Annotated in this window: 21 protein-coding genes; 13 read left to right on the forward strand and 8 right to left on the reverse strand. The window is 51.4% G+C overall.

The features are described from left to right. Nucleotides 1-36 precede the first annotated feature (36 nt). The 3 genes from garR (at nt 37) to FYJ53_RS07265 (ending at nt 3176) form a co-directional block, all read left to right on the forward strand. Nucleotides 37-933, forward strand: coding sequence for a 2-hydroxy-3-oxopropionate reductase (garR, locus tag FYJ53_RS07255; protein ID WP_013379884.1), 897 nt, complete (start codon nt 37-39; stop codon nt 931-933). Nucleotides 934-942: 9 nt separating this feature from the next. After that, entirely contained in the window at nt 943-2376 is a 1434-nt protein-coding gene (locus FYJ53_RS07260; RefSeq protein ID WP_041689844.1) for a four-carbon acid sugar kinase family protein, read from the forward strand. A 134-nt stretch (nt 2377-2510) separates the two neighbouring features. Beyond that, a complete protein-coding gene (locus FYJ53_RS07265; RefSeq protein WP_041689845.1) occupies nt 2511-3176 on the forward strand; it encodes a cyclase family protein in 666 nt (221 codons plus the stop codon). Nucleotides 3177-3382: 206 nt separating this feature from the next. Here FYJ53_RS07265 and FYJ53_RS07270 read toward each other — a convergent pair whose 3' ends face one another. The 8 genes from FYJ53_RS07270 to FYJ53_RS07305 form a co-directional block, all read right to left on the reverse strand. Continuing rightward, nucleotides 3383-4099, reverse strand: a complete 717-nt coding sequence (locus tag FYJ53_RS07270) for a FadR/GntR family transcriptional regulator (protein ID WP_013379887.1) — start codon at nt 4097-4099, stop codon at nt 3383-3385. Between the two features lie 150 nt (nt 4100-4249). Beyond that, nucleotides 4250-4876, reverse strand: coding sequence for an ABC-2 transporter permease (locus FYJ53_RS07275; protein WP_013379888.1), 627 nt, complete (start codon nt 4874-4876; stop codon nt 4250-4252). A gap of 11 nt (nt 4877-4887) precedes the next feature. After that, nucleotides 4888-5523, reverse strand: coding sequence for an ABC-2 transporter permease (locus FYJ53_RS07280; protein WP_013379889.1), 636 nt, complete (start codon nt 5521-5523; stop codon nt 4888-4890). Then, entirely contained in the window at nt 5520-6386 is an 867-nt protein-coding gene (locus FYJ53_RS07285; protein ID WP_013379890.1) for an ABC transporter ATP-binding protein, read from the reverse strand. The genes FYJ53_RS07280 and FYJ53_RS07285 overlap by 4 nt, the downstream gene beginning before the upstream one ends. Then, the gene (locus tag FYJ53_RS07290; protein ID WP_013379891.1) at nt 6386-6763 is read right to left on the reverse strand and encodes a GntR family transcriptional regulator; all 378 of its coding nucleotides are present in this window, start codon (nt 6761-6763) and stop codon (nt 6386-6388) included. The genes FYJ53_RS07285 and FYJ53_RS07290 overlap by 1 nt, the downstream gene beginning before the upstream one ends. A gap of 69 nt (nt 6764-6832) precedes the next feature. Further along, nucleotides 6833-7678: an ATP-binding protein gene (locus FYJ53_RS07295; RefSeq protein WP_013379892.1), complete on the reverse strand. Its 846-nt coding sequence runs from the start codon at nt 7676-7678 to the stop codon at nt 6833-6835. Then, nucleotides 7675-8391, reverse strand: coding sequence for a hypothetical protein (locus FYJ53_RS07300; protein ID WP_013379893.1), 717 nt, complete (start codon nt 8389-8391; stop codon nt 7675-7677). The genes FYJ53_RS07295 and FYJ53_RS07300 overlap by 4 nt, the downstream gene beginning before the upstream one ends. A gap of 616 nt (nt 8392-9007) precedes the next feature. Next, on the reverse strand, nt 9008-10123 hold the full coding sequence (locus FYJ53_RS07305) for a glycerol dehydrogenase (RefSeq protein ID WP_013379894.1): 1116 nt from the start codon (nt 10121-10123) through the stop codon (nt 9008-9010). A gap of 144 nt (nt 10124-10267) precedes the next feature. Between FYJ53_RS07305 and FYJ53_RS07310 the strand changes: the two genes are divergently transcribed. The 10 genes from FYJ53_RS07310 (at nt 10268) to FYJ53_RS07355 (ending at nt 20982) form a co-directional block, all read left to right on the forward strand. Then, nucleotides 10268-10831 carry a GNAT family N-acetyltransferase gene (locus FYJ53_RS07310; RefSeq protein ID WP_013379895.1) on the forward strand — a complete coding sequence of 188 codons (564 nt, stop codon included), beginning with the start codon at nt 10268-10270 and terminating at the stop codon, nt 10829-10831. 60 nt (nt 10832-10891) lie between these two features. Next, the gene (locus FYJ53_RS07315) at nt 10892-11659 is read left to right on the forward strand and encodes a DeoR/GlpR family DNA-binding transcription regulator (RefSeq protein ID WP_013379896.1); all 768 of its coding nucleotides are present in this window, start codon (nt 10892-10894) and stop codon (nt 11657-11659) included. Nucleotides 11660-11844: 185 nt separating this feature from the next. Beyond that, nucleotides 11845-12414, forward strand: coding sequence for a glycerol-3-phosphate responsive antiterminator (locus FYJ53_RS07320; RefSeq protein WP_013379897.1), 570 nt, complete (start codon nt 11845-11847; stop codon nt 12412-12414). Between the two features lie 16 nt (nt 12415-12430). Further along, on the forward strand, nt 12431-13579 hold the full coding sequence (locus FYJ53_RS07325) for a uroporphyrinogen decarboxylase family protein (RefSeq protein ID WP_013379898.1): 1149 nt from the start codon (nt 12431-12433) through the stop codon (nt 13577-13579). 33 nt (nt 13580-13612) lie between these two features. Then, nucleotides 13613-15157, forward strand: a complete 1545-nt coding sequence (locus FYJ53_RS07330) for an FGGY-family carbohydrate kinase (protein WP_013379899.1) — start codon at nt 13613-13615, stop codon at nt 15155-15157. A 19-nt stretch (nt 15158-15176) separates the two neighbouring features. Continuing rightward, entirely contained in the window at nt 15177-15809 is a 633-nt protein-coding gene (locus FYJ53_RS07335) for a B12-binding domain-containing protein (RefSeq protein ID WP_013379900.1), read from the forward strand. Between the two features lie 243 nt (nt 15810-16052). Beyond that, nucleotides 16053-17546 carry a glycerol kinase GlpK gene (locus FYJ53_RS07340; RefSeq protein ID WP_013379901.1) on the forward strand — a complete coding sequence of 498 codons (1494 nt, stop codon included), beginning with the start codon at nt 16053-16055 and terminating at the stop codon, nt 17544-17546. Between the two features lie 101 nt (nt 17547-17647). After that, on the forward strand, nt 17648-19369 hold the full coding sequence (locus tag FYJ53_RS07345; RefSeq protein WP_013379902.1) for an FAD-dependent oxidoreductase: 1722 nt from the start codon (nt 17648-17650) through the stop codon (nt 19367-19369). Beyond that, nucleotides 19366-20610: an NAD(P)/FAD-dependent oxidoreductase gene (locus tag FYJ53_RS07350; RefSeq protein WP_013379903.1), complete on the forward strand. Its 1245-nt coding sequence runs from the start codon at nt 19366-19368 to the stop codon at nt 20608-20610. The genes FYJ53_RS07345 and FYJ53_RS07350 overlap by 4 nt, the downstream gene beginning before the upstream one ends. Nucleotides 20611-20616: 6 nt before the next feature. Beyond that, nucleotides 20617-20982, forward strand: coding sequence for a DUF1667 domain-containing protein (locus FYJ53_RS07355; RefSeq protein ID WP_013379904.1), 366 nt, complete (start codon nt 20617-20619; stop codon nt 20980-20982). Nucleotides 20983-20987 lie beyond the last annotated feature (5 nt).

Here is a 20987-nt window from a genome sequence, read left to right on the forward strand (position 1 = left end):
GATGACCTACTAAGAAAACAGAAAAGAGGTACTGAAATGGATCGTATGGTTGGTTTTATCGGACTAGGTATTATGGGAAAACCAATGGCTAAGAACCTGGTTAAAGGAGGGTGCAGCCTGCTGGTAAACGATTTGAACGGGGACGCAGTAAAGGAACTGACAGATATGGGCGCTCAGGCGGCAACACTGAAAGAGATTGGCGAAAAATGCCCGGTTATCTTCACCATTCTTCCCAATGGCGCCATTGTCCAGTCGGTATTATTTGGGGCTGACGGCGTGGCAGAAGGCGTCAAAGAAGGCAGTGTTGTTGTGGATATGAGCTCTGTGACACCTACAGAATCCAAGGTTTGCGCCGAAAAACTGGCGTCTCTGGGGGTTGATTTCCTGGATGCTCCGGTAAGCGGCGGAGAACCCAAGGCGATCGACGGGACGCTGGCTTTTATGGTCGGCGGCAAACAGGAAGCCTTTGACAGGATGGTCCCTTATTTTGACATCATGGGCGCATCGGCACTGCTGGTCGGCGGAACCGGCAGCGGTTCTGTTACAAAGCTGGCCAATCAGGTCATCGTTAACCTGAACATCGCAGCTGTATCGGAGGCACTGGTACTGGCCACAAAGGCCGGGGCTGATCCGGAGCTGGTTTACAAGGCGATCCGGGGCGGCCTTGCGGGAAGCACCGTCCTCGACGCCAAGGCGCCGCTGATGATCGACCGCAATTTTGTACCCGGCGGTAAAATTTCCATTAACCTGAAAGATATTAAAAACGTCATGGCAACCGCTCACGACATTGACGTTCCGCTGCCCATGAGCAGCCAGCTGCTGGAAATCATGCAGGCCCTGAAGGTAGACGGCCATCTGGAAGATGACCACGGCGGCATTGTACAGTATTTTGAAAAGCTGGCCGGTGTCGAAGTAAAACGGAAGGAACAGTAGGTGAGTGATATGGCAGAAAGATTAGAGGCATCCATTTTAACAACCTTTAAGCCCATTGACGAGAAAGCCGTTAACGCACAGCTCAATGAAGCCTTGAAGGGCTTTGACCGCAAAATTGTGGTTCTGGACGACGACCCTACCGGGGTACAGACCGTCCACGATATTTCCGTCTATACCGACTGGTCGGTCGACAGCATGCGCAAGGGCTTTGACGAGGAAAACAGTATGTTCTTTATCCTGACCAACTCCAGAGGGCTGACGGCTCCCGAGACCACAAAGGCTCACCGGGAAATGGCTGAGAACATTTTACAGGTGGCAAAGGAAACCGGCAAGAAATTTGTCGTGATCAGCCGGAGCGATTCGACCCTCCGTGGTCACTATCCGCTGGAGCCAGAGATTTTAAAGGACGTCATTGAGTCCGGCTCAGACCAGAAAATTGACGGCGAAATTATCTATCCCTTCTTTAAAGAGGGCGGCCGCTTCACCATCGGCAACGTTCATTATGTACAGGAGGGCGATGTGCTGGTACCGGCGGGCGAAACCGAGTTTGCAAAGGACAAATCCTTTGGGTACAAGGCGTCCGATCTGGGTGAGTGGTGCGAAGAAAAGTCCGGCGGTAAGTACAAGGCCGGGGATGTAACCTTCATTTCACTGGAGGATCTGAGAAATCTGGAAATCGACAAGATTGCAGATCAGCTCATGCAGGTGAAGGATTTCAATAAAATTGTGGTCAATTCCATCGACTATGCAGATGTCAAGGTTTTTGCCATCGCATTGGTAAAAGCCATGAATCAGGGTAAAAACTTTATATTCCGCTCAGCCGCAGCCATCACAAAGGTACTCGGCGGCGTGACGGATAAGCCGATTCTCAGCCATGACGAGCTGATTTTAACAGAAAACAGGAATGGTGGCATCATTGTTGTCGGTTCCCACGTCAACAAGACGACCGCACAGCTTGAGGAGCTGAAAAACTCGGACAAACCTATTGAGTTTATCGAGTTCAACCAGCACCGTGTACTGGAAGAAAACGGACTGGAACAGGAAGTAGAACGGGTCGTGTCCATTGTGGACGCAGATATTAAGGCTGGTAAAACCGTCGCTGTCTATACCCGCCGGGATCGCTTTGACCTGGATACTGACGATAAGGATGAACAGCTTAAGGTGTCTGTCAAAATATCTGACGCGGTCACCAGCATCATCACCAACCTGTCTGTGCGCCCAAACTTTATTGTGGCCAAGGGCGGGATTACCTCCAGTGACATTGGCACGAAGGCACTGCGGGTGCAGAAGGCCAATGTCATGGGCCAGATTAAACCGGGGATCCCTGTATGGATGACCGGGGAGGAAAGCAAATTCCCAGGACTGCCCTACGTGATCTTCCCGGGCAATGTAGGCACCAATACCACACTGAGAGAAGCTGTTGAGACCCTGATGGGTGAATGATTCGGGCGGCCTGTCTGGTAAAAATACCGGGCAGGCGCCCACAAATAAGCGTTTTACTGAAATCGCAGTCATAAGATTATTGGCGGAAAGTGGTTCCGCTTAATAAAATAAAAAATTTATATGAGGTGAACTTTATGAACATTTTCTTATCCTATCCATTGGACCCGAACGATTTAGCATGGCCAGGCGAACCGGTCATCAAAGTAAGACAGTGTACTGAAATCGGTGATGAAACCCCGTTCAACAGCTTTATGTCCGAGCTGCCAAACCACTGCGGCACCCACTATGATGCACCGAAGCATTTCAATCCAGACGGACTGAGAATCAATGAGCTGCCCATTGACTACTTCGTGTTCAAAAAAGTACTGCTTTTGGATATTCCGAAAAATGCCTGCGAAGGCGTAACCATCGAGGATTTAAAGAAGCATGAAGACGAAATTCAGCAGGCAGATCTGCTGCTGATCCGCACCGGCTTTGGCGAAGTAAGAAAAACGGATCCTAAGAAATATCAGATGGAAGGCCCATTCCTGACACCGGAAACCTGCCTGTATATGGTCAATACTTACAAGAACCTGAAATGCGTAGGCTTTGACTTCCTGGCAATCGGCTCGCCCTGCAATGATCTGGCAGCACCGGCTCACCAGAATCTCTTAGGCCTGAACACTGAAAAATTCATCACTGCAATCGAAGACATGAACCTGTCCGAATTAAAGGGAAAAATTAATTTTGTTGTTGCCGCTCCGCTGCGCATCGTAGGCGTAGACAGCAGCCAGGTCAGTGTGATTGCAGACTTAGATTAGAGACCTCTTTAAGACGGTGGAGCAGAGGGGACATTGTTGTTAAACCGTTTTGAGTTAGTGACACTTTAAATTGAAAATGGAGAATGGAGAATTCAGGAACGCTTTAGCTGGCGCTGTAGCGATTGAGACTGCGGCCCCTGGCTGCGTTTAACCAAATTTGCGCCGCAAATTTGTTCCTATAATTCTCCATTCTCCATTTTACATTCTCAATTGTCTTTGTCGTGCCAGAAAGTCATGCTCTTTTCCACTGCGGCGTCGATGCTTTTCACGTCCTTTTCCTGAATGCAGCGGAGGATTTCCTTATGGTAGCCCTCAGCCTTGTCAAAAAGCTCCTGGGTATTGATGGTATCCTCAATGGACAGGGAAAAGATCTCATAGATGCCGTTGACCAGCTTGGAAATATAGGGGTTGCCGCAGATATCGGCAATGGCAACGTGAAAAGAGTAATCCAGATAGGCGGCTTTTTCCTTGTCGCCGCTCTCATAGGACCTGCGGATATCCTTGATGATCTGGCTCAGGTGGACGATGTCGCCGTCGGTGGCCTTTTTCATGGCTGTACGCAGGACCATCTCCTCCATACACTCCCTGAATTCCACCATGTCCGGGTCACTTTCGGCCTGAAAGATGATACTGTAGATAATGGGGTTGAAGACGGTGGGGGCAATGTGATCGCACACATAGGTGCCGTCACCGCGCCGGATGTCGACCACGCCCAGTGCGGATAAAATTTTCATGGCCTCACGCAGGGAGTTTCGTCCTACGTTCAGCTCTTCCATGAGCTCAAATTCGCTGGGGAGTTTTTCCCCTACCTTAAATTGTCCGGTAGAAATGGCTTTGACAATCCGGTCGATAATCTTGTCAACAATGGAGGAGTTATCAATGGGTGAAAGGGCATTTGCCGGTTTTTTTCTGTCGCTTGGCATAATTTCAAATCTCCTAAGGTCATTTAGTAGGATGTTTGGACATCCTGTTTGTACCTTATTATAACCTACCGGCAAATAATGAGCAAATGTTTATTTAAGAATCAGCGCATCAAACAACAAGCTGTAAAAGGCCACAGACCGCTGTTTTAATTACAGATCTTTGTTCAAAAAGATATGCCTTGAAATCAAATAGGACAGAAACACAAACGCCAGCACAAATAACGGGGAGCACCAGGCCAGCAGGGTGAGGGTCTGGGCTGAGGGCAGTTTTAGCGCAGGCAGATAGCTGCTTAAAAACGTCAGACCTACAGTGGGGATGAGAACAGTAATCATCATGATAAAACGGGCCTTTTCGGTTCCGAATTTATAGATAAAGGGTGTGATCAGCCCGCCCAGAAATAAGGCGACCAGCAAAGAGACAAGCGTGCTGATGAGAATCTCCTGCATGGGCAGGTGGATGATCAGGCCCACAATAAGGCTGAGGGCCAGTGTGATAACCGTGCCGAAGGCGCACAGCAGAAGAATGAAAAGGTACTTGCTTTTCACGAGGTCGGCCCGGCTCAGGGGCAGGGACAGGGCGAATTCGTTCCAGTGGTTGTAGCTGTCATAGCTGAAGCTGCTGAGAGAGCAGATCATGATCAGAATCGCATTGACCGAAGCAAAAATACTGACCGAGGTCATGCCAAAGGCCATAAAAATGTACAGCACCATGAGCACAGCCAGTATTCTGAAATACCGGCGCAGGCCGAGAAATTCTTTGATGATTAAGCCTTTCATTTTTGGTCTCCTTATAAATCTTTTTTCAGAAAGATCAGCTTGGATATCATATAAGAGCCGATAAAAAACAGAGCGGTCAGGATCGGTAAGGTATACACGGAAACCGCGGCAATGGTTTCTTTGGCGGGTAAAACGATGCAGCCTTTTTCAGCCAGCAGTGAAAAAATATAGCTGAGCAGAAAAGGAACAAACGCGCAGACAATCATTATATAGCGCGCTTTTTCCAAACCAAATTGATAGATAAGCGGGGTCGTGATCGAAAGATATGCGAGCGCAAAGCTGACCGAAGCAAGGGCGTTTTTAATGACCGCGCTCAACCCGGCATTGGCAGAAGCGTTGATGATCAGGTTGACCAGCACAATGATGAGTGTGAATGCCAGAGATAATAAAAGCAAAAAGGCATACTTGCTTTTCACCATCTCCAGACGGGATACAGGCAGGGTAACAGCGAATTCATCCCAATGGTTATAGCGGTCATAGCTGAAGCTGTTGAAAGCACAGAATACAACGAGAAGCGCGTTGACTGCTGAGAAGAATGCTACAGAGTGTGTCAGTAAAGCCATGACAATGTACAGTGCAAGTAAAACACCAATAATTTTTAAATACCGGCGCATGGCCAGAAATTCCTTGATGACTAAGCCTTTCATTTTTGGTCTCCTTTGGTGTAGAACAGCATGATCTCCTCCAGGCTGGGGGGATCAATGATCATGTCCCGGTAGCGGTTTCTCACGGCCGCTGGATTTTTGACCAGGGCCTGGACGTCAAAGCTGGAGCGCTGGATACCCACCACGTCTGTGAGGGTGAGGGTCTCAAACTGATTCGGGCTGCACTTGACAATACCGTGGCTTTCGATGAGCGCGTCCTTGGGCTCGCTGAACAGAATCTGGCCGTTGTGGATAAAGGTGATGTAGTCGGCCACGCGCTCCAGATCGCTGGTAATGTGAGAGGACATCAGGATGGAGTGATCCTCATCCTCGATGAATTCCTGGAAGATGTCCAGTATTTCGTTGCGCACGACCGGGTCTAGCCCGCTGGTGGCCTCGTCCAGAATCAGGAGTCTGGGCCTGTGGGACAGGGCGGCAGCGATGGAAAGCTTCACCTTCATCCCTTTGGAGAGGTCCTTGAGCCGTTTGTCTGCGGGAAGCCTGAAGCGTGAGAGGTAATCCTCGAACAGGGCCTTATCCCAGGTTTTATAGATGTTTCCCATAATCCTTGTGATTTCAGGGGGGCGGAGGTCATCGGGAAAGTTCTGGTCGGCAAAAACAACACCCAGTTCTTTTTTGATGTCTTTTTCATTCTGTGCGGTGTCTAGCCCCAGAATCTGCATGGTGCCGCTGTCGGGGCGGATCAGGCCCAGCAGTGCCTTGATGGTGGTGGTTTTACCCGCGCCGTTTTCTCCGATAAAGCCCATGATACTGCCGGAGGGCAGGCTGAAGCTGACGTCCTTCAGGGAAAAGCCAGGGTAATGTTTGCTGAGGTTTTTAATTTCAATGGCGTTTTGAGTGTCCATTAGCTGTCTCCTTTATAGAGTAATGTGATGAGTTCGGTGAGCTCAGAAAGGGTGAGGCCGCAACTCTTTGAGAGGTCAATGGCCTGTTCCAGCAGATCCTGTATCTGCCGGTAGTTTTCTTCACGGATGAACTCGGTATTCTTCTGGGCGACAAAGCTGCCTTTGCCCGGAGCGGTCTCGATAAAGCCGTCCTGTTCCAGATCAGCGTAGGCCCGCTTGGTGGTGATGACGCTGATGCGCAGCTCCTTTGCCAGAACGCGCATGGAGGGCAGCGCGTCGCCGGGTCTTAGCTCGCCTGTAATGATCTTATTTTTTATCTGCGTGGTGATCTGCTCATAGATGGGCTTCCCACTGCTGTTGCTGATGATAATATCCATGGATGATCCTTTCGAAAGTTATACTGTATATATACGATATATACAGTATATACTCGCTTGAAAGGTTTGTCAAGAAAAAGTTTTAAAGGCAGTGGACAGCATCTCCCGGGCCCTTGCCATCTTTTCCTCGTGCTGTGCCTGTCTCTGGCTTTGGCCCTCGAAAAGCATGGGGCAGCACATTCCTGTGATGCGGTCATAGATGCGGCGTGTGGCCATGCTCTGGGGATGACTGAGCTGCTCGGGCGTCAGGTTGGTGGTGATGATGGTGGGCTTGCCGCTTTTATACCGGGCGTCGATGAGGCTGTAGATCTGCTCCAGGGTGTATTCGCTCTGTCTCTCAATGCCGAAATCGTCGATGAGCACCAGGTCATAGCCGGCCAGGCGGTCATAGTAGGCATTACGGCTCCGGTCTTTATCGAACTCGCCGGGCATGTCGTCTCTCAGCCGGGTGAGACTGGTGCCCAGGACGTTATAGCCCTTGTCGTCCAGGGCGTTTACGATACAGCCGGCGGTAAAGGTTTTTCCAGTGCCCACATCGCCGTAAAACAACAGGCCGATGTTCTCTCTGAGGTTTTCCTCAAACTGCGCCACGTATCGCTTTGCCTTTTCGATGGCCCCGGGGCAGGCGCCATTGTCGGCCTCAAAGGTCATTCTGCGCAGGGCGGGGTCGTGAATATGGGATGCTTTTCGGATTTTCTGCCGCTCTGCCTCCTGGTGGGCCTTAAACGCGCGGTCACGCTGGTCGCGGGCTTCGGTTCTGCACTGGCACAGGCAGGATACTTTTTTTGGGGTGGCGCCAAAGGCCACCCATGTCTCCATGGGGGTGTGGCAAAGCGGACAGTGTTTGAGTCCGTTCTCCATATAGAATTCCGGGCTGCCGGCGTTGGGATCGGGGATTCTGACTTCAAAATTCACAGGCTTTCTCCTTTGCTTGCGGTGTAATCTGGAATGGGGCTGTTTGGCTGTTCATGCCGCTTTTCCGAGTCTCTGCGGTAAAAGCTGAGAATGGTATGGTAATGGCTTCTGTAGCGCTTATTGGCGGCTTTCTGGCCGATTTGGCCAATGTACTCGTTCAGTCTTTCGATGTAGCGCACGGTGTCCGCCTCGCCCAGGCGTTCCCTCAGCTTTATCCGTTCATCGGAGGTGAGGGTGACAAAGTCGCCGTAGCACTCTTTTAGCTGGTCTGGTTTGCTTTGGTTTGGTTTATTTAATGTGTCCGGTTTGCTAACCAGTTTGTTATCCGGTTTACTAACCGATTTGCTGTCCGGTTTGCTAACCAGTTTAGTATCCGGTTTACTAACTGGTTTGTTGTCCGGTTTTTCGTCTTGTTGGAGCATGCTGGAGACTTGAACCAGATCGGTAAGCTGATAGGTACCGCATTGGTCCCTGTGCCCATTCGTATAAGCCAGGAAACCACCTTCACAGAGCTCCTTACGCGCGGCCTGCATCCGTGTCAGGCTGAGGCTGCTGAGGCCGCAGATCACTGAATTGGCCGCGGTAAAGCGGTCTGGGAAATACAGGTCGTTAGCGTACTCCAGAAGAATGGCGTAAAGGGCAATGGCATTGGACGAGAGCGGGCTGGCCAGACGCTTTCTTCGATAAGCGTTGAGCTGTTTGAGATAATCCATATTTTTTCCTCCTCTTGAGATGCTTCTACTATATACATACCGAGTTTTTTGAAAATGGCAGGGTGTTTCATTGATCATTGTAAAAAATGCTTCTACTACATACATACTTTTTTTGGCAGAAATAACAAACATTTGGTTTAAGTGAATTTATTATAAAATGAAGTATAAAATACTTTTAAAAATGTTTTTGCGATTCAGTGCTAAATGAGCAACTTTCATTTGTCTTTGCCCTTATTCACGTGTAAAGGCCTCTATCTATACAATCGAAATAAAAGAGAAATAGTTCCCGCTTTTTTTGTCCAGAAAGGGTAAAAATTTGTGATATTAAAAAAAGACCGTATAAAAACGGTCGCAGTGTGTAGACAAATGCTATCATAAACAGGCAGAACGTGAATGAGAGGACTGTTAATTGAAAATTGAAAATGAAAAACCTCTTTTACTGCTGCAAAAGCGATTAAGACAGCGGCTTATGGCCGCTATTTCATTCAAAATGCGCGGCGTTTTGTTCCTTTAGCTGTGCATTAGGTTCGTTCCCCAAAGTTATTCTAACTTTGGACTCACCGTCATTCTCCGTTCTCAATTTTCCATTAAAACAGCCTCTGGATTTAACCTTGAATCAACCTTCCGCCTTCCACTCCCGGCCCATCGCGTCAGCGGCCAGGATGGCATGGTAGATGATTTCAGGGTTAACGGTGACAGGCTCGGCGGCGATGTGCTTCGCCTTTGCGGCGCGCTCGGCTACCAGGCGAAGGTCAGCCTCCATACGGGCATCCAGGCCGATTTCGGCAAGGGTGACAGGCAGGCCCACGCTGGTGGAAAAGTCCAGAACCTCCTCGATTTCGGCTTTTGGGCGGTTTTCGAGCACCAGCTGGCACAGGGTGCCAAAGGCGACGATCTCACCGTGTGTGTAATTCCGGCAGGCCTCCACAGCGGAAAAGCCGCTGTTCAGCGCGTGCGCTCCTGCGCAGCCCACACATTCCACGCCCAGCCCGCTGAGCAGGGTGTTGGCCTCGATAATGTTTTCAAGGGCCTCGGTACAGGCCCCGGCTTCGGCAGCCTGTTTGGCCTTCAGGCCGTCCTCAAGCAGCACCTGGTAGCACAGCTCAGACACCGCCATCCCTGCCAGGGTCGTGCGGTAGCCCTTTCCAATGCGGTTGGCAGTGTTGGACTCCAGATGCGCCCGGGCTTCAAAATAGGTGGACAGCGCGTCGCCCATCCCAGATACCAGCAAACGGATGGGCGCTTTGGAGACGATTTTGCTGTCGACCAGAATGAGGTCGGGGTTGCGCTTGAAATAGATGGTTTCAGCGTGGACGCCTTCCTCGGTGTAGGTGACCGAGAGCGCAGAGGTCGGTGCGTCGGTGGCGGCAGAGGTCGGGGCAATGACAATGGCTGCCGATACCGCGATGCCGGTGTATTTGGCCGCGTCGATGGTTTTGCCGCCTCCGATCCCCACAATGACATCACTGCCGTTTTGAGAGGCGATGGCTGCCAGGCGTTCAAGCTCGGTGATGGTGGTTTCGCCGCCGAATTTAACGGATTCGATGGCAGAGCCGGCAGCCTCAAAGGCTTCCTTTAGGGATGGGGAAAGGGTGTCGTAAAAAAACGGGTCAATGATGGCAAGCACCTTTTTCCCGTAGTCGGCTGTATAGTCCTGAAGGCGCTCAAGCTCGCCGTAGCCCTGAATGTAGCGGCTGGGAGAGCCAAATGCGCGCGTGGTTGATGTAAGCATGTGTAAAAACCTCCTGATTCGTATAAAGTTCAGGGCTATTATACCATAAAGCCTTTGGAAATTGGACCTTTAAAACCTAAAAGAAAACCGATACACAGGCTTGTAATCGTGGTATAATAGGCTAAAAGAAAGTGAGGGATTCATATGAACCATCAGGGAACGCGTAGAATCGAAACCGAGCGCCTGGTGCTGCGTCAGTTTTCCATTGACGACGCAGAGGCCATGTACCTGGGCTGGGCAGGAGACCCAGAGGTTACCCGATTTATGAGCTGGCCCACCCACGAGAGTCCTGAGGACTCCCAGGCCATCATCGAAAAGTGGCAGAACGACGCCATTTTACTGAGTGATTACAACTGGTGCATCACGCTGAAGGAAACCGGCGAGCCCATCGGAAGCATTGGCGCTGTCCGCGTCGATGAGGCGGCTGAGTATGTGCATGTGGGCTACTGCATCGGCCGGAAATACTGGAACCAGGGGCTCACATCTGAGGCGCTGTCAGCAGTGATCCGTTTTTTCTTTGAGCGGGTGGGGGTTAACCGCATCGAGTCTCTGCACGCGGTGGAAAACCCGGCGTCCGGAAAAGTCATGCAGAAGTGCGGTATGACAAAAGAAGGGGTGCTCCGGGAATACAATGTGAGCAATTATGGGCGCTGCGACGCGGCCGTTTACAGCATTCTGCGCCGTGAATGGCAGGGAACAGCCCGCTGAACCCCTTGCGCAGGCATGAAAGAAATGGTATAGTGTTGGTAGAAAAGGGCGGTGAAGTGAATGCTGCATGTAGAACGCAGAAAAGAAATACTCAATAAAATCCTGAAGGAGGGTTCCGTAAAGGCCGACGCGCTGGCAAAAAAATACGAGGTGGGCGTGCCAACCATCCGGAGGGATTTAAAATACCTGGCAGAGGAGTACGGCATTGAACTGACCTACGGAGGCGCCTATGCCAAGGAAAGCCTGGCAAGCCAGACCACTGTGGAGATGAACATTGCCCAGAAGAAGCTGCAAAACCTGGATGAAAAACGGATCATCGCGCAAAAGGCGGCAAGGCTGATTAAGGATGGGGACACCATCGCGCTGAACTCCGGAAGCACCGTCGAGCTGGTTCTCGATTATCTGGAGGATATGAAAAGCCTGAACGTCATAACGCTGTCGCTGAATGTGGCCCTCAAGGCATCTACCGTAAAGGGTGTGAATGTCTTTATGCCCGGCGGGCGGCTGCGCAGCATTTCCGGCGCTTTTTACGGAAAGGACGCAGATGATTTCCTCAGAAAGTTTAACATTGACAAAGCCTTTATGGGGGTTTTGGCTGTTTCCATTCCCAAAGGCGTGACCCACAGCTCGCTGGAGGAGATCGAGGTCAACCAGACGCTGGCCGAGATCAGCCAGAAGTGCTATCTCATGGCCGACTATACCAAGTTCGATAAAATATCCCTGGCCAAGATGTTTGACCTGAATATTTTTGAGGCCTTTGTTGTCGATGGTAAAGAACCCGAAATTTACAGGGAATATGCCCGGAATAACGGGATTGACATTCTGTAAAATCGTAAAAGATTTCTTAATAACAGAAAAAATCGTTGACATCGATTTACAGACATGCTATTATGAAATAAATTAATACGTATTGGTTTGAGATTGTAGAAACCGCAATAAATAAATGGGAGAGCTGTCCCGTTTGTTTATGGCGGTTTTTTTCTATCTTAAATCATTGGAAAGAGGCCACTCCAATGATCACAAAGGAACAAATGAAGACTTTTAAGGCATACCCGGTTATCGCCGCTGTGCGGACGCCGGAGAATTTCAGGAAGGCTCTCGACTCTAAGGTTCGGGTGCTGTTTATGGTAGGAGGCGATTACTTTAAGGCAGAAAATTTGATTAAGGAATTTAAAGAACGAAATGGACTGGTATTCCTGCACATGGATCTGATTGAGGGCATTGGACGGGACATTGGCGGCATCCGGCACGCGGTGGAGCGCACTGGGATCGATGGCGTCATCTCGACCAAAAGCCATATTCTGAAGCTGGCGGCTAAGGAAAATCTGATCACCGCGCACCGGATATTCCTCATGGACAATCAGGCGCTGGAAAGCGGTATCAACCTGTTTAAGGCGTCGAAGCCAGATATTATCGAGCTGACGCCAGGGCTGATCCCGCGGATCGTGCGCAAGGTAAGCAGTGAATTTGAACAGCCTGTGATCACAAGCGGGCTGGTTTCAAAGCCGAGCGATGTAAAAACAATGATACAGGCAGGCGCCATGAATATTGTGTGCAGCTGCGAGGCGCTATGGAATTTGTAAAAAAGGAGAGACAAGAATGAATTCGAGAGAACGTGTGATGGCAGCGGCCAGCCACCAGGAGCCCGACCGGGTGCCTGTGGATATGGTCCTGACCATTGATGTATACAGAGATATGAAAAGGCTGCTGAAGATGGACCATCTTCCAGACACCCCCCGGATGGGCCACTGGACCGATGTACAGATGCCGCTGGAGATGATCCAGGCACTGGATCTGGACATGTACTACATTTCGCCGAGATCGGCAAAATCAGCCCATTCCAGACAGTTTGAGGACGGCAGCTTTACCGACGAATGGGGCTGCTACTGGAAAAAGACCATGATCGACGGCGGACATTTTTACTTTGAACTGCAGAACCCGCCCCTGGCAGACGCCACCATCGAGGATCTGGAAGATTATGAATGGCCGGACCCCAGCGACCCCAAACGTTACGAGGGCCTGCGCGAGGAAATGCAGATGGTCCGGGACAAAAGCGATCTGGCCATTCTGGCAAAATTTGCCGGCGCGGTCTTTGAGGTGGCGACCTATATGCGCGGCCATGAGCGCTGGTACCGCGACCTGGTCAACAATCAGGAATTTGCCCACGCGCTGCTGGACAAGGTCTGTAAAATACAGAAAGAAATCGACCGTGTCTGTATCGACGCTGTCGGTGAATACGTGGATATTCTGCGCCTGAGCGGTGAGGATCTGGGCACACAGGATAGCCCGCTCATTTCACCGAGAACCTTCCGGAAGGTGGTAAAACCACATCTCGAGGAGCTTTGGGTAAGCGCGAAGACAGAGCTGCTTAAGAAAAATCCGCAGGGTAAGGTCATGCTGCACAGCTGCGGCTCCATCCGCCCCTTTATCCCGGACCTCATCGACTGCGGCATCGACATTCTGGACCCGGTACAGCCAGGCGCCAACCATATGAACCGTTACGAGCTGAAACAGGAGTTCGGCGATCAAATCGTATTCCACGGCAACATTGATATTCAGAAAATACTGCCCTTTGGCACAAAGGACGAGATCACCGGGGAAGTGCGCGATGCCATTAAGGCGCTGGCCCCTGGCGGCGGCTTTCTGCTGTCACCGGCCCACAATGTTCAGAGCGATGTGAGTGCGGAAAACCTGGTGCACATGATCGAATGTGCCCACGAATTCGGCGTCTATCCCATTCAATTGTAAGCGAATAAAAAATAATTTTTGGAGAGAGTAGAGATGAAAAATTATATTAGTGGAATCGATATTGGAACGACCGGCGTAAAAGTGATTATTTTTGACATGGAGGGCGCCACAGTCGGCAGCGCTTACCGTGAGTATCCCTGTACCTTTCCGCAGTCAGGATGGGTCGAACAGGACGGAGAGATGACCTGGCAGCAGACCTGTGAGGCCACCCGGGAAGCCATCGCGAAAGCAGGCGTCGATCCTGCGGAAATCCGCGCCATCGGCCTTTCCACCCAGCGCTGTACCTTTACCCCGGTGGATGAAGCCGGCATGCCGCTGCGGTCCGCCATCTCCTGGCAGGACAGCCGTTCCTTTGAGGAATGTGAGGAGATCGGCCGCCTGGTGGGCGCGGAGCGCTATTATGAGATCACCGGCCTGCCTGTGGGCACGACCTGGTCGGTCAGCAAGATCATGTGGATCAAGAAACACCAGCCGGAAATTTACGAAAAAACCTATAAGTTTGCCATGGATCAGGAGCGTATTTTAAACAAGCTCGGCGCAGAGGGCTACTTTGAGGACTGGTCCAACGGCTCCCTCCAGGGACTGATGGACATCAAAGCTTTTGAGTGGAGCGATGAGCTCGTAGACGCTCTGGAGCTTGACAAATCCAAGCTGCCCGACCTGGTGCCTTCGGGCAAGGTGGTTGGAAAAATATCCAGAGAGAGCAGCGCCCTCACAGGCTTTGCCGAGGGAACCCTTTTGGTTTCGGGCGGCGGCGACCAGCAGTGCGCCGGCATTGGCGCAGGTGCTGTGAAAAAAGGCACCATTGAGGTGACCATCGGCACCGCAGGCGTCACTCTGGCCTATATGGACGAGCCCATCTACGACGGCAGCATGCGCCTGCCCTGCTCGGCCCATACCGTAGCGGGCAAGTGGGAAACAGAAGGCCTGCAAAACGCAGCTGGAAGCTCCCTGAAATGGTACCGGAACGAATTTGCCGTACCAGAGATTGAAAAGGCAAAGGCCCTGGGCGTCGATCCCTACGACCTCATCAACGAACAGGTCGAGGCCATCGCCCCGGGCAGCGACGGGCTCATCTGTATCCCGTATTTTGCCAGTTCAGCCGCGCCGAACTGGGACCCCTTTGCGCGGGGAACCTTTATCGGCCTGACCCTGGGCCACAGCCGGCAGGCCATGGCACGGGCCATTATGGAGGGCGTTACCTACGAAACCCGCGAAATCATTGACCAGATGATCACAAATGGCGTCGAGGTCAACGCGATTGTACTGAGCGGCGGTGCCGCAAAATCCGACGTCTGGAATCATATTCAGGCAGATATCTATGGCAAGACCTGCAGTATTCTGGCCGTAGAGGAGGCCACAGCACTGGGTGCGGCAGTTCTGGCGGCTCTGGGCGCAGAGCTCTACGCGAACGTGAGTGAAGCTGTTGCCCACATGGTGAAGATTGTGGCGGTCTGTGAGCCGGATATGCAGCGGCACGCGCTGTATAATGAATATTTTGAAATATACAAGGATGCCTACCAGGCACTGAGAAAGGCAGACGTCTACGAGCGCCTGGTGAAGCTGGCATTAAAATGAGAAAACAGAGGAGACAAGAATGAATCTATTAGATCAGATTAAAAATGCGGTTTATGAAGGATTAGAGGATGAGACGTCCGCCATGGTGCAGGCGGCAGTGGACAAGGGAACCAGTCCGCAGGCCATTCTGGATACCATGATGGAAGCGATGGAGATGGTGGGAGAGGAGTTTAAAAACGAGGAGCTCTATATACCGGAGGTGCTGTGCTCATGCTACGCCATGCAGAACGGGTCAGAGGTGCTGAAGCCTCTGCTTTTAGAAAACCAGCAGACCGCTACTGGAACCATTGTGCTGGGAAGCGTAAAGGGAGACATGCACGATATTGGCAAAAACCTGGTAAAAATGATGTTTGAGGGACGGGGCTTTAAAGTCGTGGATATCGGCATTGATGTGCCCGAGGAGCGTTTTGTGGAGGCCGCTGTGCAGGAAAAGGCCGATATTGTGGCCTGCTCTGCCCTGCTGACCACTACCATGCCCGAGATACCCAAAATTGTTAAGGCTTTTGAGGATGCGGGCGTCCGGGAACAGTTTAAAATTATGATTGGCGGAGCGCCCATCACGCAGGATTTTTGCGATAAAACAGGCTGTGACGCCTTTGCTAAGGACGCGGGAAGCGCTGCCGAGACAGCCGTACAGATCTGCCGGAATTAACAGGATTTAAGCACACTGTGGAGACCAGTGTGCTTTTTTAATTGTAAATTTTGCAAAATTTAAAAATTAGTTGACAAACCATCAAAAAGCATATAATATTAACATAAAGTCAATACAAAATACATAAAAAGTGAATATGTAAAGCATTTACAGGCGAAGGAGGAAAGGAGGTTTCTGACAGCAGGGCTGAGCATAAGGAAGACAACTGAATAATCATTTTTTGAGGAGTAAAGGAGTAAAAAAATGAAAAACTATGTTTTAGTCATTGACGAAGGAACAACTGGTACAAGAGCACTGATTTTTGACAAGGATTTTAATATTGTATCCCAGTGCTATGAAGAATTCACACAGTACACACCGAGTGCGGACAAGGTTGAACACGATGCCATGGAAATTTATGACAAGAGTGTTCGGATGTGTAAGGAAGCCATGCTGTCAGGCGGCGTGGCGCCAGAAGAGATCGCGGCCATCGGCATTACCAACCAACGGGCTACCTGCCTGGTCTGGGATAAAAATACCGGCGTGCCGCTGTACAACGCCATTGTCTGGCAGGATAACCGCACCGCGGCCCTGTGTCAGAAAATTAATGACAGTGAATGGGGAGAAAAAGCGCGCAAGGCCACAGGCTGGACAGTAGCGCCGGTTTATTCCTCCCTGATGCTGCACTGGTATCTTGAAAATGTGCCGGAAATCAAAGAAAAGATCGAATCCGGCGAAGCGCTTTTTGGCACCATTGACACCTGGCTGATCTGGAAGCTGACCGGCGGAAAGAGCCATGTGGTCAGCTATTCTAACGCCTCTGTTATGGGCAGCCTGGACTTAAGCACAGGAGAGTGGTATACCGAGTTCTTAGACTATCTGGGAATTTCAACCGATATTTATCCCGAAATCGTGAGTGACTCCGGCAACTACGGCACCACAGAGCCGGATATTTTCGGGGCAGAGGTTCCCATCTGCGGCGCCATTGCCGACCAGCACGCCGCGCTTTATGCCCAGGGCTGCCGTTCCAAGGGAACCTGTAAAATCACCAACGGTACGGGCTCATTCTTAGATATCAACATCGGCGATGAATGTGTCGTATCCGACCAGGGCTTAAACACGGTTATTGCCTGGAAGATCGGGGATGAAATCAATTACGCTCTGGAAGGCTTTGAAGCTGTTACGGGCTCAGCTGTTCAGTGGCTGCGCGACGGGCTTCAGGTCATTGACAAATCCAGTGAATCGGAACCGCTGGCACGGTCAGTTGAGGACTCTAACGGGGTATACTTTGTACCTGCGCTGGCTGGCCTCAGCGCACCCTATCACGATCCCTATGCCAGAGGAACTATTTTTGGCATCAGCCGCGGCACCACCAAGGCCCACATTGTGCGGGCAACGCTGGAGGGGGTCGCCTATCGCTTAAAGGATATTCTGGACGTTGTCGAAAAGGAATCTGGCGTAAAAATGACCGATATCCGTATTGACGGCGGAGCATCGATGAACGATTTGCTGGCGCAGCTCATGGCTGATATGCTCGACGCCCGTGTCGACAGACCTCTATCCGTCGAAGCTACCAGTCTGGGCGCAGCCCAAATGGCCGGTCTGGCAGCAGGCCTCTGGACCGAAGCCGATTTTGACAAGTCTCTTGAAATCGATAAGTACTTTGAGCCGGCCATCACAGATGAAAAGCGCGAAGCGCTTTACGCAGGCTGGCGTGAAGCCATCGAGCGCTCCGTAGGCTGGCGTAAGCAGGCATAGTTTTGTTTAAAGAAGAATAAATGCAGAAAGAGGTAACGGGGTAAGGCGGACTGTCCACCTGACCCCGTTCCTCTGCCTGAAAGCAGAAAGGAGAGACAATCGTGTCCGATTGTGTTGCACAATTTTATCAGAAACTAGAGGATGATCCGTCCTTAAAACATTACAAAATTGAAGCCAGCGCCGACGCGCGCGGGGTGATCACCCTGACTGGCGAGGTGGATGTCTGGCAGCATGTGGTTGACATCGGCCACGCGGCTGGAAAAAGCGGCGTGAAAGGGGTCATTAACAAGCTGACCGTCAAGGGGGCAGAGATGGCCCGGAGAGACCGGACAGAGGACCTGAAAAAGGCGGAGGCAGCCGGCGTGATCGACCAGGCGGATATTGTAGTTATCGGTGCGGGGGTAACCGGCAGCGGTATTGCGAGAACCCTGGCAAAATACAATAAACGCATTATCGTGGTCGAAAAAGCCTCAGATGTGTCTGAGGGAACCTCCAAGTCAAACAATGGGATGATCCACTCAGGCTACGACTCAAAAGCAGGCTCCCTGAAGGCCCTGCTCAATGTAAAGGGCAATGCCATGTACACACAGTGGCAGGAAGAACTTCATTTTAAAATGAACCGCTGCGGCTCCTTTGTAGCAGGCTTTGACGCATCAGACGACGCCTATCTGGAGCAGTACTATGAGCTGGGAAAAAAGAACGGTGTGCCTGGCATTGCCATTTTAAGCGGCGATGAGGCCAGAGCCATTGACCCAGCAGTCAACCATGATGTGGTAAAGGCACTGTGGACCCCATCGGCAGCCTATGTTGAGCCCTACGAGGTGGTTGAAGCTCTCATGGAAAACGCCATTGACAACGGGGCAGAGCTTATGCTGAATACAGAGGTGCTGGGCTTTATCAGAGATGGCGCCCGGATAAGCGGCGTGGTCACCGACAAAGGGATCATTGAAGCCGCCTGTGTGATCAACGCCGCGGGCCTGTATGCCGACGAAATCGCAGAGCTGGCAGGCGACCGTTTTTACACCATTCATCCGCGCCGTGGCACGCTGGTGATTCTGGATAAAAAGATCGGCAAAACCACCAACAAATGTTTTATTGGCACACCGCCTAAAAACTTTACCAAGGGCGGCGGCCCGACCCAGACACCCGAGGGCAACCCAGTGTGGGGACCCTCAGCCATCGAGGTGCCGGAAAAAGATGATTTGGCCGTAGATGAAGAAGATTTACGCTTTGTCATGGAAAAAGGCAAGCATCTGACCGAGGGGGCCTCCGAAAAAGATATTATCACCTATTTCAGCGGCTGCCGGGCTTCCAATTATATTGAGGATTTTATCATTGAAGCGTCTGAAGTGCTGGATAACTTTATCCATGTGGCAGGCATCCAGTCTCCCGGGCTGGCATCCTCACCGGCCATCGCGGAACGGGTCGAGGGTATTTACACAACGCTTCACCCTGAGGCCGCTGTGCGTGAGAATTATGACCCCATCCGTCCGGCGCACAAGGTGTTCAGAGATTGCACACTGGAAGAAAAGGAAGCGCTGATTGCAAAAAATCCGCTGTATGGCCATGTGATCTGCCGCTGTGAAACCATCACCGAGGGTGAGATTGTGGACGCCATACACGGTAAAATACCAGCCACAACCGTGGACGCGGTGAAGAGACGTACCCGGGCAGGCATGGGGCGCTGTCAGGGAGGCTTCTGCGGCCCGAGGGTTGTAGAAATCATTGCCAGAGAGCTGGGGATCGCGCCTGAGGAAGTCACTAAGCGCGGCGCGGGCTCAGAAATGCTGACTACAGCATCCAGAAAGGGGGAAAAAGAATGAACCGGATACAGACAGACTGCGCCATTATCGGCGGCGGCCCGGCAGGGCTGGCAGCAGCCGTAGAAGCGCACAGGGCAGGACTTGACACTCTGATTATTGAACGGGACCTTTCCCTCGGCGGTATTCTGCAGCAGTGTATCCACGATGGCTTTGGCCTGCTGCGGTTTAAACGCCGTATGACGGGAGGCCAGTATGCCCAGGCTTTTATCGACGAGGTAGAGGCCGAGGGAATTGAAGTCAAGCTGGACACCATGGTGCTGGAAATCCGGCCGGATAAGACTATTTATGCGGTCAATGAAAAGGATGGCCTTCTTGAGATCAAGGCCAAATCTGTTATTCTGGCCATGGGCTGCCGTGAACGCACGCGCTCACAGGTCATGATTTACGGAACGCGTCCCGCTGGGGTACTGACTGCCGGAGCGGTTCAGCGCTACATTAATATGGAGGGCTATCTGCCGGGTAAGAAGGCTGTGATTTTAGGCTCAGGAGACATTGGCCTTATCATGGCAAGGCGTATGACGCTTGAGGATATCGAGGTGAAGGGCGTCTATGAGATTATGCATACCGAGGGCGGACTGACCCGAAATATTGTCCAGTGCCTTGAGGATTACAACATACCGCTGCATCTGGGCACAACCGTGACCAAGATCCACGGCAAAGACCGGATCGAGGGCGTTACTGTCGCAAAGGTAGACGAACACCTCAAGCCCATCGCAGGAACCGAAGAATATATTGACTGTGATCTTCTGGTGCTTTCGGTCGGCCTTATCCCTGAAAATGAGCTCAGTGAACAGCTGAATATTGAAATGGACCCGAGAACACGCGGTCCGGTGGTGGACGAGCAGATGATGACCTCCGTTCCCGGTGTCTTTGCGGCAGGTAATGTGGTCACAGTGTTTGACCTGGTGGACTATGTCTCCCAAACCGGAGAGATGGCGGCCCGCGGCGCAGTCCGCTACATAAAGGGTGAGACCGGAGGTAATGAGTACCGTGCTGTGGAAGCCGGCGATAACATCAGCTTTGTGGTTCCCCAGAAAATAAGCGGGACAGTTGGAGAAGTTCCGGTCTTTATGCGGGTCAGAAAGCCTGACGAAAAGGTAAGGCTGGTATTTAGCCAGAATGGGCAGTCCCAAAAGCTGAAAAAACACGCGGTGGTCAAGCCGCCGGAAATGGTCTGTGAGGTCATTGACCTCGGCAAAACAACAGACGGCCCCATCTGTATCAGCGTGGCAAAGGAGTGATGGAAAATGGAAAAAAGAAATTATACCTGCATTGTCTGCCCCAAAAGCTGCAAGGGTGAGCTGACCATCAAGGATGATGGTACCTTTGAAACCGCTGGCTTTGACTGCAATAACGGGAAAAAATACGCGGTCAATGAGTATACCGATCCCAAACGGATGCTGACCACAACGGTTGCAATAGAGGGCGGTATCTTTAACCTGCTGCCTGTGGTCAGCAGTGAAGAAGTCAGTAAAACGAAGCTCAGAGACTGCATCCATGCCCTTTACGGCATTGCAGTGAAAGCGCCGGTCCGGGCGGGCGATGTAGTGGTCTCGAATATTTTGGACACAGGTGTTGACATTATAGCGGCACGTGACATTAAAGCAAAGTAAGGAGA

Source organism: Eubacterium sp. BL-380-WT-2B (assembly GCF_009696115.1).
GTDB classification, from domain to species: domain Bacteria; phylum Bacillota; class Clostridia; order Eubacteriales; family Eubacteriaceae; genus Eubacterium; species Eubacterium callanderi.

Bases quoted from the DNA above. Each gene is read 5' to 3' on its own strand.
- garR (WP_013379884.1), top strand. From the start codon at position 37: ATGGATCGTATGGTTGGTTTTATCGGACTAGGTATTATGGGAAAACCA.
- FYJ53_RS07260 (WP_041689844.1), top strand. From the start codon at position 943: ATGGCAGAAAGATTAGAGGCATCCATTTTAACAACCTTTAAGCCCATT.
- FYJ53_RS07265 (WP_041689845.1), top strand. From the start codon at position 2,511: ATGAACATTTTCTTATCCTATCCATTGGACCCGAACGATTTAGCATGG.
- FYJ53_RS07270 (WP_013379887.1), bottom strand. From the start codon at position 4,099: ATGCCAAGCGACAGAAAAAAACCGGCAAATGCCCTTTCACCCATTGAT.
- FYJ53_RS07275 (WP_013379888.1), bottom strand. From the start codon at position 4,876: ATGAAAGGCTTAATCATCAAAGAATTTCTCGGCCTGCGCCGGTATTTC.
- FYJ53_RS07280 (WP_013379889.1), bottom strand. From the start codon at position 5,523: ATGAAAGGCTTAGTCATCAAGGAATTTCTGGCCATGCGCCGGTATTTA.
- FYJ53_RS07285 (WP_013379890.1), bottom strand. From the start codon at position 6,386: ATGGACACTCAAAACGCCATTGAAATTAAAAACCTCAGCAAACATTAC.
- FYJ53_RS07290 (WP_013379891.1), bottom strand. From the start codon at position 6,763: ATGGATATTATCATCAGCAACAGCAGTGGGAAGCCCATCTATGAGCAG.
- FYJ53_RS07300 (WP_013379893.1), bottom strand. From the start codon at position 8,391: ATGGATTATCTCAAACAGCTCAACGCTTATCGAAGAAAGCGTCTGGCC.
- FYJ53_RS07305 (WP_013379894.1), bottom strand. From the start codon at position 10,123: ATGCTTACATCAACCACGCGCGCATTTGGCTCTCCCAGCCGCTACATT.
- FYJ53_RS07310 (WP_013379895.1), top strand. From the start codon at position 10,268: ATGAACCATCAGGGAACGCGTAGAATCGAAACCGAGCGCCTGGTGCTG.
- FYJ53_RS07315 (WP_013379896.1), top strand. From the start codon at position 10,892: ATGCTGCATGTAGAACGCAGAAAAGAAATACTCAATAAAATCCTGAAG.
- FYJ53_RS07320 (WP_013379897.1), top strand. From the start codon at position 11,845: ATGATCACAAAGGAACAAATGAAGACTTTTAAGGCATACCCGGTTATC.
- FYJ53_RS07325 (WP_013379898.1), top strand. From the start codon at position 12,431: ATGAATTCGAGAGAACGTGTGATGGCAGCGGCCAGCCACCAGGAGCCC.
- FYJ53_RS07330 (WP_013379899.1), top strand. From the start codon at position 13,613: ATGAAAAATTATATTAGTGGAATCGATATTGGAACGACCGGCGTAAAA.
- FYJ53_RS07335 (WP_013379900.1), top strand. From the start codon at position 15,177: ATGAATCTATTAGATCAGATTAAAAATGCGGTTTATGAAGGATTAGAG.
- FYJ53_RS07340 (WP_013379901.1), top strand. From the start codon at position 16,053: ATGAAAAACTATGTTTTAGTCATTGACGAAGGAACAACTGGTACAAGA.
- FYJ53_RS07350 (WP_013379903.1), top strand. From the start codon at position 19,366: ATGAACCGGATACAGACAGACTGCGCCATTATCGGCGGCGGCCCGGCA.
- FYJ53_RS07355 (WP_013379904.1), top strand. From the start codon at position 20,617: ATGGAAAAAAGAAATTATACCTGCATTGTCTGCCCCAAAAGCTGCAAG.